The sequence below is a fragment of the Propionivibrio soli genome, from assembly GCF_025770765.1.
Lineage (GTDB): Bacteria > Pseudomonadota > Gammaproteobacteria > Burkholderiales > Rhodocyclaceae > Propionivibrio > Propionivibrio soli.
In genome coordinates, this window is sequence record NZ_JANZKY010000017.1 from 39,508 (window position 1) to 51,992 (window position 12,485).

General features: G+C 60.5%; 11 protein-coding genes. All 11 read right to left on the reverse strand.

Translation table 11 applies throughout. From position 1 onward, the window contains the following. Nucleotides 1-489 carry a CvpA family protein gene (locus tag NZ453_RS18715; RefSeq protein ID WP_263772383.1) on the reverse strand — a complete coding sequence of 163 codons (489 nt, stop codon included), beginning with the start codon at nucleotides 487-489 and terminating at the stop codon, nucleotides 1-3. Next, complete coding sequence (locus NZ453_RS18720) at nucleotides 489-1,262, reverse strand: SPOR domain-containing protein (RefSeq protein WP_263772384.1); 774 nt, start codon at nucleotides 1,260-1,262, stop codon at nucleotides 489-491. The genes NZ453_RS18715 and NZ453_RS18720 overlap by 1 nt, the downstream gene beginning before the upstream one ends. 68 nt (nucleotides 1,263-1,330) lie before the next feature. After that, nucleotides 1,331-2,623 (reverse strand): bifunctional tetrahydrofolate synthase/dihydrofolate synthase, encoded by a 1,293-nt coding sequence (folC, locus tag NZ453_RS18725; protein ID WP_263772386.1) that lies wholly within the window; start codon nucleotides 2,621-2,623, stop codon nucleotides 1,331-1,333. Between the two features lie 101 nt (nucleotides 2,624-2,724). After that, nucleotides 2,725-3,597 carry an acetyl-CoA carboxylase, carboxyltransferase subunit beta gene (gene accD / locus NZ453_RS18730; RefSeq protein ID WP_263772387.1) on the reverse strand — a complete coding sequence of 291 codons (873 nt, stop codon included), beginning with the start codon at nucleotides 3,595-3,597 and terminating at the stop codon, nucleotides 2,725-2,727. Continuing rightward, complete coding sequence (gene trpA / locus NZ453_RS18735) at nucleotides 3,597-4,424, reverse strand: tryptophan synthase subunit alpha (protein WP_263772389.1); 828 nt, start codon at nucleotides 4,422-4,424, stop codon at nucleotides 3,597-3,599. Before trpA ends, accD begins: the two co-directional genes overlap by 1 nt. Continuing rightward, entirely contained in the window at nucleotides 4,424-5,629 is a 1,206-nt protein-coding gene (gene trpB / locus NZ453_RS18740; RefSeq protein ID WP_263772390.1) for a tryptophan synthase subunit beta, read from the reverse strand. The genes trpA and trpB overlap by 1 nt, the downstream gene beginning before the upstream one ends. A gap of 168 nt (nucleotides 5,630-5,797) precedes the next feature. Beyond that, complete coding sequence (locus tag NZ453_RS18745; RefSeq protein ID WP_263772392.1) at nucleotides 5,798-6,430, reverse strand: phosphoribosylanthranilate isomerase; 633 nt, start codon at nucleotides 6,428-6,430, stop codon at nucleotides 5,798-5,800. A gap of 21 nt (nucleotides 6,431-6,451) precedes the next feature. Beyond that, nucleotides 6,452-7,234, reverse strand: a complete 783-nt coding sequence (truA, locus tag NZ453_RS18750) for a tRNA pseudouridine(38-40) synthase TruA (protein WP_263772394.1) — start codon at nucleotides 7,232-7,234, stop codon at nucleotides 6,452-6,454. A 5-nt stretch (nucleotides 7,235-7,239) separates the two neighbouring features. Next, entirely contained in the window at nucleotides 7,240-7,848 is a 609-nt protein-coding gene (locus NZ453_RS18755; protein WP_263772395.1) for an energy-coupling factor transporter transmembrane component T, read from the reverse strand. Between the two features lie 74 nt (nucleotides 7,849-7,922). Beyond that, entirely contained in the window at nucleotides 7,923-11,117 is a 3,195-nt protein-coding gene (locus NZ453_RS18760) for a motility hub landmark protein FimV (protein ID WP_476747336.1), read from the reverse strand. Between the two features lie 219 nt (nucleotides 11,118-11,336). Next, nucleotides 11,337-12,467 carry an aspartate-semialdehyde dehydrogenase gene (gene asd, locus NZ453_RS18765; RefSeq protein WP_263772398.1) on the reverse strand — a complete coding sequence of 377 codons (1,131 nt, stop codon included), beginning with the start codon at nucleotides 12,465-12,467 and terminating at the stop codon, nucleotides 11,337-11,339. Nucleotides 12,468-12,485 lie beyond the last annotated feature (18 nt).

Here is a 12,485-nt window from a genome sequence, read left to right on the forward strand (position 1 = left end):
CTACCTGAATCGAATACGTTTGGAGACTTCCGGAGGCAGCCACGGCTTCGCCGCAATTACCGCCGTTTCAAGCGGAGCCAGGAAATACGCTTCGCTCCACCACTTTTCCTTCGGCAACCCCACCATCGCACCGATGGCCACCAGCGCCAGCACCACCAACAGGCCGCGCGCAACCCCGAAGATAATGCCGAGAAAACGGTCTGCCAGGCTGAGGCCGAGGGCTGCGAGCAATCCGCGCACGGCCAGCCGGATCAGCGCCATGACGATCAGGATCACCATAAAAATGGCGACCCACGCGGCAACGACACGCATCCCGGGATCGGCTATGAAGGTGAAAAGGTTCGCCACCTCGGCCGCCCACCACTTCGCAGCGAAGAAAGCCAAGACCCATGCGCCCAAGGCGATCACTTCGCCGACAACGCCTCGCCAGAGTCCAAGCAAGGCCGAGGCGGCTACGATGACGATAACGGCGTAATCAAGCCCCGTCATTACTTGGCCGCAATGACGCCGTTGACACCAATCTTCTTCATTCGCGACAAGGCCTTGTCGGCCGCGTCACGATTCGGGAAGGGGCCGGCTCGTACCCGCGTTTTGCGCCCTTCCGGCGTATCGAGAGGCTCGGTATACACCTTAACGCCGAGTTCCGAAATCTTCGTCTGCAATTGCTTAACGTTGGCCTGGTTCGAGAAGGCGCCGATCAGGATCACGAACTGGCCGCTCCCGCCTGCCGACGCGGCACTGGCGGCTTCCGGGGATTTTCCTGCCAGAATCGCAGCGGCGCGTTGAGCCTCGCTTTCGCTCGCCTTGGTGGGTTTCTCAGTGGGTTTTTCGGCGGGTTTTTCGGCGGATTTGACGGTCTTCTCAGGCGTCTTCTCGGCCGGCTTCGGTGCTGGCTTCTCGGTAACCTTTTCCGCGGGCTTCTCAATGGTTTTTTCGGGGGGCCGCACCGGCGGTTTGGGCGTCGCAACATCGGCCGTTTTACCGGAGTGCGCTTCGGAGCCGGAATCTTTTGCCGTCCCAGAAGCCTCGTTATCCGTCCGAGTATGCGCCGCCTGCTCGGGTTTACTTGCGGAGGGATTGAACGGCGGTGCCTTGTCGCGCTCCGGGATGCGGATCTGGACGTCCTGAACTTGCTGCTTCGGCTCCTCGTCCATCACCATCGGCAGAATAACGGCAGCCAAGCCTGCGAAAGCGACAGCCCCCACGAGGCGGCGCCGGGCTCGCTTTTTCAACTGCAAGTTGGCATCAGATGAATCGGCCATTCGTTTATCGTCGGGGTCGTGAGGTCACGGCGGATTTGTAACGAGAGCAAAACCGGTAAACGAACCGATCAGCCGTGGTTCTGGACCGCTCGCAGCACGGCCGCCACCGTGTAGAAGGATCCAAAAACAATAATTCTATCATTTTCGCTCGCCACCCTACCCGCGTACGCAAATGCGGCGGCCGGCGACTCGAACCGTTCGACCAAGCCGCCCAGCCGATTGGTTTCAATGACCGACACCAGGGCTTCAGCCACCGCACCGCGAGGGACGTCCAAACCAGCGACCAGCCACCGATCCACACGCCCGGCCAGTGGCGCGAGCGCTCCCGCCATATCCTTGTCGCGCAGCATACCGACGACCGCAATCGTCTGGGCGAACCCTTCCATGGCATCGAGGTTGGCGGCAAAGGCCCCCGTCGCCTGCGGATTATGGGCGACGTCGAGCACAATGGTCGGACGACCGGGCAACCTCTGGAACCGGCCTTTCAAATCGGGTTCAAGCAAGCCACGGCGCACGTTTTCCGGAGTCACCACCAGCTGGCCACCGAGTACGTCGATCGCCATGAGCGCGGCGGTGGCATTGCGCAGCTGATAGTCGCCAATCAGGGCCGGGCACGGAAGGTTTTCGAGACGGACCGCGCCCGTAACAAGAAACGTCCAGCCCTCTCTTTCGGAAGAAAAGCCGAAATCGCGGCCGAACAAGCGCAGATCGGCGCCGATACGGGCCGCATGGCCCAGCAATGACTGCGGGGGTTGCGGATCCGCACAAATGGCTACGCGGCCTCCGGCCGCGGGACGAAAGATTCCGGCTTTTTCAAAACCGATCGTTTCGCGTGTCGGGCCCAGCCAATCCGTATGGTCAATCGCGATTCCCGTCACAATGGCGCAGTCGGCATCATAGACATTCACCGCGTCGAGCCGACCGCCAAGTCCGACTTCGAGAATCGTCACGTCGACGCCTCGCCTTGCAAAGACTTCCCATGCCGCCAGCGTTCCGAACTCGAAATAGGTGAGCGCCACGTTACCAGCCGCTTGTCTGGCGGCTTCCACACGCGAGAAAGCTTCACACAATGCGTCATCGTCAATCGGGCCGCGATCGACGCGCACGCGCTCGTTGTAGTCCACGAGATGAGGCGAGGTATAGCAACCGACCCGGTAGCCGGCGGCCGCATAGATCGCTTCGAGATAGGCACAGGTCGACCCTTTGCCATTTGTTCCCCCGACCACGATGACAGGACCACTCGCCTTCTGCTGCAGGGCGGCCTTCACGCAAGCCACACGGTCGAGGCCAAGCTCGATCCCGCCTTGCCCTTTTGGATGCAGACGCTCGAGATGATCAAGCCATTCGAGAAGAGTTTTCACGGCAACGAAACAAGGTCTTTGGAACAAGCACCGGACATACTGCAGGCAAGGGGAACTACCGGCCGCCCGGCGAAAGCGGCCAGTAGTTTTTTCGCCCAACCTTACGCAGCGGCCGGTAGCTTCTGCAGCAAGGTCAGCAACTGCGCGAGCTTGGCCTTCAGTTCGCGCCTGTCAACAATCATGTCGATGGCCCCCTTTTCGAGCAGGAACTCAGCGCGTTGAAACCCCTCTGGAAGTTTCTGCCGCACCGTCTGCTCGATTACGCGAGGACCTGCAAAACCGATCAGGGCCCCGGGTTCGGCGATCACCACGTCGCCCATGAAGGCAAACGAGGCGGAAACGCCGCCCATCGTGGGATCGGTCAAAACCGAGATGAACGGCAGTTTTTCTGCCGTTAAGCGAGTGAGCGCCGCACAGGTCTTACCCATCTGCATCAGCGAGAACAGCCCTTCCTGCATGCGCGCCCCGCCCGATGCCGTCACGCAAATAAACGGCAAGCCATGCTCGCATGCCGCCTGAACCCCTCGCACGAAACGCTCGCCAAGCACCGCGCCCATCGACCCGCCCATGAACTCGAACTCGAATGCCGCGACAACGACGGGAATTGTATGCAACGATCCCTGCATGACAACCAGCGCGTCCGTCTCGCCTGTGCTCTCGGATGCATCGAGCAGACGCTCGGTATAGCGACGGCTATCTTTGAACTTCAATGCATCTACAGGCAAAACCTCGGCGCCGATTTCGAAACGTCCTTCTGCATCGAGCAGCAAATCCACACGTGCCCGCGCGTTGATCCTTTTATGAAAATCGCATTTCGGGCAAACGTTGCAGTTCTTCTCTAGATCGGTGGCGTAAAGGACTGTTTCGCACGAAGGGCATTTGGTCCACAAGCCTTCCGGCAACGACGACTTGCGCGCCGTTCCCGGTTCGTTGCGTTTGATCTTCGGTGGCAGGAGCTTGTTGAGCCAGCTCATCAGCACTCTCCTGCGCAGGCTGGCATCATCGCGTCGTCAATGCCTTCACGCAGCTCGATCACCAGGTCGCGCACACGAGCACACACGTCCTCCGCTGTCGAGGATTCGATCTCCTCGATGATCCGGCTACCGACGACCACGGCGTCCGCCGCCCGCGCCACAGCGCCGGCGGTCTTAGCGTCGCGAATGCCGAAACCAACGCCAACCGGAACGCCGAGCGCGGCGCGCAGTTCGGGAATACGTGCCGTCACCGCCTTCACGTCGAGCGCCGACGACCCGGTAACGCCTTTGAGCGACACATAATAGACGTACCCGCTGGCGAGTGCCGCGACTTCGGCCACGCGTTCCGGCGTCGAAGTCGGGGCAAGCAGGAAAATCGGATCGAGCGCATTGGCTTGCATCGCCTTGGCGAATTCGCCGCTTTCCTGCGGCGAATAGTCGACGACAAGCACGCCATCGACACCGGCGTCGAACGCCGCCGCGGCGAATTCCTCGACGCCCATCGCCTCGATGGGATTGGCATATCCCATCAATACAACCGGCGTCTCGTTGTTGTCGGCACGAAAGTTGGCAACCATACCGAGGACCTTGCGCAGACTCACCCCTTTGGCAAGCGCGCGCTCCGATGCGCGCTGAACGGTCGGGCCATCGGCCATCGGGTCCGAAAAGGGGACGCCCAGTTCGATGATGTCCGATCCGGCTTCGACCAGCGCGTGCATCAAGGGCACGGTCAAGGCCGGGTCCGGGTCACCCGCCGTAATGAAGGGAATGAGGACTTTGCGCCGCTGCGCCCGGAGGCGCTCAAATGTGGCTTGAATTTTGGACATTAGAATTTAATCCCCGACTTTTCGGCGACGGTGTGGATGTCTTTGTCACCCCGACCCGAGAGATTAACGAGCAGCACCTTGTCTTTCGGCAACGTCGGCGCCAACTTCGCCGCATACGCCAGCGCATGGCTGGACTCGAGAGCCGGAATGATTCCCTCCATCCGGCACAGCGTATGAAAAGCCGCCAGAGCCTCCATATCGGTGATCGTCGCGTACTCCGCGCGCCCCGAATCCTTGAGCCAGGAGTGCTCGGGGCCGACCCCCGGGTAATCGAGCCCAGCCGAGATCGAATGCGTTTCGATGATCTGGCCGTTTTCATCCTGCAGCAAGTACGTGCGGTTACCATGCAGAACACCGGGCCGGCCGGCATTCAGCGAGGCCGCATGACGTCCCGTTTCCAGTCCGTCACCCGCCGCCTCGACACCAATCAGCCGCACGCTTTCCACCGGAATGTACGGGTGAAATATGCCCATGGCGTTCGAGCCGCCGCCGACGCAAGCGATAACGGCGTCAGGGTGACGCCCGCAATGTTCTTGCATCTGTCCGATGGCTTCTTTGCCAACCACCGCCTGGAAGTTGCGCACCATCATGGGGTAGGGATGTGGCCCGGCGACGGTGCCGATGATGTAGAAGGTTTCGGAAACGTTCGTCACCCAGTCGCGCATCGCCTCGTTCATCGCGTCCTTGAGCGTTTTCGAGCCGCTCTCGACCGGCACGACGGTGGCACCGAGAAGTTTCATGCGATAGACGTTGGCAGCCTGGCGCCGAATGTCCTCGGACCCCATGTACACCACGCATTCCATGCCGTAACGCGCCGCCACCGTGGCCGTCGCCACGCCGTGCTGGCCGGCGCCGGTTTCCGCGATAACGCGCTTCTTGCCCATACGCCGGGCCAGAATCGCCTGGCCGATGCAATTGTTCACCTTGTGGGCACCGGTGTGGTTCAAATCCTCGCGCTTGAGATAGATCTGCGCGCCGCCGAGTTGCTCGGACCACCGCTTAGCGTGGTACACGGGACTTGGTCGCCCGACGTAGTGCTTGAGGTCGTATTCAAACTCGGCGATAAACGCCGGATCCTTCAGCGCTTCGGCATATGCCGCGCGCAGTTCTTCGAGAGCCGGGATCAGCGTCTCGGCAACAAAAATGCCGCCATACGGACCGAAATGGCCGCGGGCGTCCGGTAAATCGTAACTTGGAGCAACCATGATTTCTCCTGAGGCAGATGCAATGGAAAAAAAAGACAACGACCGGCTAGCAGTCGGCTGCCTCAAGCATGGTCGGCGTAGAAGCGTCGCCAGCAAGTGCGGGTAATCCCGCCAGGAGTCTTGCGCATCGATAATCCCGTTTGGGCCAACAGCTCCCGCAACGGCCGATCAGTCGATCGGCATCAGTCCGGCCGCACGCACGGCCGCGACAAACGAACGAATCTTGTCCGCATCCTTGATTCCCTTCGCACTTTCGACGCCGGACGATACGTCGACCGCCTCCGGTCTAGCTAGTGCGATTGCCTCACCCACGTTCGCAGCGTTCAAGCCCCCGGACAAAACAAGCGGCTTGCCGAGTTCCAACGGAATCAAATTCCAGTCGAACGTCTTTCCGCCACCACCGAAGCCATCCACGAATGCATCGAGAACAATTGCCTGCGCGGAAGGAAATCCTGCAACGTATTGTAGCAAATCCATTCCCGGCTTCACCCGAGCGACCTTGATGTACGGCCGGTCGAATTGGCGGCAGTACGCTTCGTCTTCGTCGCCATGGAACTGCAACAGATGAACCGGCACGACAGCCAGCGTTTCCCGGACCTCGGCAGGCGCAGCATTAACGAAAAGGCCAGTCACGGTAATGAAGGGCGGCACGGCGCGCGCCAGAACAGCGGCCGTCTCGCGTTCCACGTATCGTGGGCTTGGCGGATAGAAGACGAGCCCGATAGCATCCGAGCCAGCCGCGACAGCGGCCCGAACGTCCTCAAGGCGGGTCAAGCCGCAGATCTTGATGCGCGTTTTCATTCGAGATCGTCCGTTCCGATGTCAGAAAAGCGTTTCAACCGCTCCCTCGTTGCTGGGAAGCCCCCAATGAGGCTCGTAATGCACACCGACAAGATACAACCCTGCCGGGGAAAAGGTCGGAGCCGCCAGCCGCCTGTCCGCTTTGAGGAGCAATTCCGCGACCCAACCCGGAGGTTGCTTTCCTTGACCAACATAGACCAGGCTACCGACCAGATTGCGCACCATATGATGCAGAAACGCGCCGGCCTCGAAATCGAAGACCACGAGGTCGCCCAAACGTTTCACCTCGGCCCGTCGCATGAGCTTGACCGGCGACTTGGCCTGACAGTCCGCCGCGCGAAACGCCGAGAAATCGTGCTCACCGAGCAGTAAGCCCGCGGCTTCCCGCATACGAGAAACATCGAGCGGATGGTGATACCAGCCAGCCCGGCCATTCCACACACCGGGACGCTGCGGCCGGTTGATCAGCAGGTAGCGGTAGGAACGACCGAACGCGGAAAACCGTGCATGAAAGGCATCGGGCACCACGCGCGCCCAGCGTATCGCGATGTCCGGTGGAAGGAAGGTATTCACGCCGCGCACCCACGCGGTCATCGGACGTCTCGCTTCGGTATCAAAGTGAACAACCTGGCCAGTCGCATGCACTCCGGCGTCGGTCCGTCCCGCGCAGACTACGTTGACCGGCGTAGCGGCGATCTTCGCGAGCGCCCGCTGCAGTTCATCCTGGATCGTCTGCCCGCCCGGTTGTTCCTGGTAGCCCCTGTAGGATGAGCCATCATATTCGATGCCTAATGCAACACGCATTTCTTCTACCCCAGATAGATGGTCACCATTCCCAACACGACCAAGAACAGGACCACATAATCCACCCAACCGCGGTCGTAATGGGGGACCTCAACCAGCTCGGTTGTTCCTGTGGCCGGCATGTCGAGCAACGTCCTCCAGCCTCGGGGTCTAGGCAAGCTCTCCATGTAACGCAAAACAAGCATCAGTCGAACGACTCCGCGGTCGCAATCGACACCCAAGCGACCCAGCGGGCTAAGCAAGCCACGGGTAGCGGCCAGCAAGTCAGGGACAGGCATCGTTTCGAGAAACGCGCCGACCGCCATCAACACCAATATCAAGCGCCCAAGATGGGTCAGCGCGACCACCAACCCTTCACGCGTGGGTGCCAACGGCCCGTCCCAAACCGGCTCGCCAGCAACACCCCACGCGAACACAGCGACGAGCGAGACCAGCAGATAACGCGTACGCCAGATAAGCCGACTACTGCGGCGGAGTGCGCGCAGCCCAAGCATCGGCACGACAAGGAAAGCAGATGCAAGCACGACCCCGCTCATCGCCTGCACTCCGATCATCAATGCGAGCCAGACAACCAGACGGGTCGTCGGATGAAGATGAGATGCTAATTGAGGCAAGAAAGATGCTCAAGAAATAAAAAGGCCGCGGACCCGTACCGGACCGCGGCCTCGATTCAAGTTCGCAACCGGGACTATTCGCCAATCTTGGCGAGGATCGCCTGCGCTTTCTCGCGTTGCGTCCCGTCGCCCTCTTTCATGACTTCCTGCAAAAGTTCGCGTGCACCTTCAAGGTCGCCCATCTCTTCATAAGCTTTCGCCAAATCGAGTTTGGTGGCCACCTCCTCGTTCGCGCTGATTTCGAACTCAGGCAGCATCTCCTCCTGCGCGGTAGCCGGCTCAGGAGCCTTCGTCTGAGACGACGACGACACGGAAAAGTCCTGTGGCGGCAGCAGGTCTTCCGGTTCGGCCGCAAACTGCGGGTTGAACACCGTTTCTGCCTGCTCGGTCATGAAGTCAGGGTTCACCGCTGTCGATACCTGCGCCTCGTCAAAAGGCTGCTCCGCCCGATCGACGACCGGTTTGGCCGCCGGCACTACAGCCGGCTCGGGCTGTTTGTCCACCGGTTTCTGAGGAGCCGATTCGCCGAGGTCCAGGTCGATCATCGACATGTCATAGGGCGTGCTCCCCGGTTCGGACCGGCCGAGGAATGTCGATTCCGTCAGGCTGACATCGAACTCTACGCCCTCCTCATCCGCCGGCACAGCCGGAGCAACAGAAGAAGGCTCTGCCTTGGCCGTCTCCGCCCCGAGTCCCAGCGGATGGGTCGCGACGGCGCCGAGATGAGGCTCGTTACCGAGATCGAAATCGAGAGCCGACGACGTTCCCACTGGCCCGGGCTGGCTTGTCGTTGCGGCTTGCAAATCAGGCAGCTTGAAATCGAAATCAGTCGTTGTTTGATCCTTCTTCGCGGCCGAAGCCGCCGGTTCCGCCTTTGCAGGCGCTGGCGGTGCCGCATTAAGGCCGAGATCGAAATCGAGAGGTGCCGGCTCGGCGGCTTTCACCGGTTCCTCGCGCAATTGCTGTTGCGGAGCCGGCTTGGCGGCCGGCGTGGAAACCGTCCCCTCATTAGGACCAAGATCGAAATCCAGGGTATTGAGATCGGGAACTTCAGCAGCTGGTGCTGCAGCCGCAGCAACCGGCGCAGGGACCGGGCTGGGCTCGGCGGCAGAAACAGCCGCGGCAACACCCGCCGCCCCGGCGAGCCGCGATAGTTCACCCGGCATTGTCACCGTATTCTTCATGGACTGCGGTGAAACAACGACGGTGGCATCTGCGTCGAACGCGTCAGCGCCGATTTTAGCACCCTTGAACAGCGGGTTGCCCGGGTCAAGCTTCGCGCCCATGGCAGCGGCTTTTTCCCAATCTGCTCCAACGCCCGCGGTTTCTCCATAGAGTTCTGTCGCCAGAGCCTCGAATTGTTTTACGTCTTTACGGCCCGCGTAGATCTCCAGCAGTTTCAAATGAATCGCATAACGCTTCGGATCTTTCTGGCGCGCTTCAACGAGAATCTCCTCGGCCTGCGCGTCCCTGCCATAGGCCATATAAACGTCGGCTTCGGCGACCGGGTCGACTTCGTCCGTATCAATACTGCCCGGACCGGCTTGGCTGAAGTCAGTCTGCACTGGCGTATGGGACGAGGTATCAACGCTCTGCCCGCCCGTACTGCGGAAAACCGAGTTGGCAGCAAGGCTCGCACTCTGCGGCGCTAACGTGCTGCTCAGATCGATAGGGGCCTCTTCCTTTCCAGCCCGCCGACGACGGGCGACGACGAGAGCGCCGCCGAGCGCGAGAACCACGGCAGCGCCGCCAAGTAACAGCGGGTTGTCCAGCAGGTCGTCAACGATACTAGGCTCGGGCGGAGGCGGCGGTGGAGGTGCCGCGGGTTTGGGCTTCGCCGGTACAGGAGGGGCGGCCGGCATTTCGGTGGCCGCCGCGGGTGCCGGAGCAGGCGCCTCCGGTTTTACTTCGGGCTTCGATTCGGGGGTGGCCGGCTCGCTCGGCTTTTCCGCTGCTGGCGGAGGCGTCGGAGCGGGTGCCGGGACGGCCGGAGCCTCTGCTTTCGCCGCAGGTTGAGGTGCAACTTCCGGTTTAGGGGGGGGGGGGGCGACGGGGGCCGCTTGTTGCGCAGCTGCCTGCTTCTGCAACTCAGCAAGGTTCTGGTTCTTCAGTTCAAGCAGTTTCTGCAAATCGGCAACGTTCTTTTCCAGAGCCGCCACACGCTCGTTCGCTTCCTTGATTGCCTTGTCACGCGCGACGATATCCTCTTCACTCGCTTTCGCCGCCGCTCCGCCCTTGCCGCCAGCGGTGATGGTTTTTGAGACTTTTAACTGATCCTTGGGTTCGGTCGTCGGAGCCGCCTTGTCATCCACTTTGGCGGTGATCTTGCCAGCCGATTCCTGACCGGCCGGAGTTTCCTGGACCGGCGTTTGAGCCGCAGTCGCCGCCAATTTTCGCCGATAGTTGTTCCAGTCCGAGGACTGTGCGACGACGACGCTACGGGCCTCGGCTTCGGGGAGAGACTCGACCGTTGGCTTGGGCGGTACCGAAAGAATTTTCCCGGACTTCAGCCGGTTCATGTTTCCGCCATCGAAGGCGTCCTCATTTGCCCGCAACAGGCCGACGAGCATCTGATCGAGGGAAACACCTTCCGGCTTCGTCTGAGTTGCGATTTTGCGCAGCGTGTCACCACTCTTGACCGTCCACGTATCGTGGCTCTCGGCGGACGACTCAGCCGCTTTCGGAGTGGGTTGCGCCGGTGCGGCCGGTTGTGCAGCTTGCGGCGCGGGCGCCGATTCCCGGCTCCGCAACCTGGCCAGCGCTTTCTCGCGTACCTCATCGTCGATGCCAGAGCTTCGAGCGCTTGGCACCGGGGCTTTACCTGTCGCTCCGGTGGGCGCGGTGGGCGCAACAGTGGCTGAGGCCACGGGCGCAGCGTTCTTGGCGGCCACTTCCGGCGGATCGAGGAGGAATGTGTACTCGCGCACCAACCGTCCGGTTGACCAGTTCAACTCCATTAGCATGTCTACAAACGGATCGTTGATTGGGCGATCGGAGCTGAGTTTGAGCACCGGTTGGCCGTTCGGACGCTTTTCGAGGTTGAATTTGATTCCCAGGAGGGTGGTGGCGTAATCGAGCCCGGCCTGCTTGAACGCCTCCGGCGGCGCCAGCTTTGCCGTCATACCGGATAATTCTTCCCGCGTCGCGGTTACTTCGATTTCCGCTCGTAAAGGCTGCCCGAGCGCCGAAAATACGACGATTCTCCCCAAACCAGCTGCGTTTGCGGCCGAGGGCATCCCTGTCAGTGCGAGACAGGAAGCCACGGCCATAACCGAGGTACGTAAGCGAAGGAATTTTTGTGCTTGATATGTTTTATTAGCCACGGCGCCACCCTGAGCGTCCAAACCGGAATTATTAAAATAACATCATGGAGTTAGCCATGCAAGCTAAACTTGCTTGTGATGTGGGGTATCGAAACAACAAATGTGGTGTTTCGATACAACAAAAAGCCGGGGCCAAAACCCCGGCTTTTTGTTCATAAAACACAATCACTTATCGATGAGTATGCGCAACATACGACGCAGAGGCTCGGCGGCACCCCACAATAGTTGGTCGCCCACCGTAAAGGCTCCGAGGTATTCAGGTCCCATAGCAAGCTTGTGCAAGCGACCAACCGGCACGGTCAGCGTTCCGGTAACCGCCGCCGGCGTAAGTTCGCGTTCGGTGATTTCACGCTGATTCGGAACAACTTTGACCCATTGATTGCCTTGGGCAAGGATGTCGGACACTTCATCGATGGGAACGTCCTTCTTCAGTTTGATGGTCAAACCTTGCGAATGACAGCGCATGGCACCGATACGCACACAAATGCCGTCGATCGGAATACTGCCCGGCGTACGGAATGCCGGCCGCCCAAGAATCTTGTTGCACTCGGCACCGCCCTTCCACTCCTCTTTCGATTGCCCTCCCTCAACGGGAACGTCAATCCAGGGAATCAGGCTGCCAGCCAGCGCCGTGTTGCGAAAGTTCTTGGTCGGAAATGACGGAGCTCGCATCGTTTCCGATACCTTCCGGTCGATTTCAAGAATGGCCGAGGCGGGGTCAGCAAGATCGGTCTTCACCGCATCGTGCAACGCACCCATCTGGGCGATCAATTCCCGCATGTTTTGCGCGCCGGCGCCGGAGGCCGCTTGGTAGGTCATGGCCGAAACCCACTCGACCAGATCCTTATGGAACAGCCCGCCGAGGCCCATGAGCATCAGCGAAACGGTGCAGTTGCCGCCAATCCAGTTCTTACCGCCCTTGACCAGCGCGTTCTTGATTACGTCGAGGTTGACGGGATCGAGAACGATCACCGCGTCTTTCTCCATGCGCAGCGAAGACGCGGCATCGATCCAGTGGCCATTCCAGCCCGTAGCGCGCAGTTTCGGGAAGACCTCTTTGGTGTAGTCGCCGCCTTGGCACGTCACGACGACATCCATTTGTTTCAGAAGGTCGACGGACATGGCGTCCTGAAGCACGCCACCGTCTTTGCCGCCCAGAGCCGGGCCAGTGCCGCCAATGGCGGAGGTCGAAAAGTAGACGGGATCGATATGATCGAAATCCCGTTCTTCCACCATGCGCTGCATGAGCACCGAACCGACCATGCCGCGCCATCCAACAAAACCGACCTTCATCATTTCAAGATTTCCCAATCA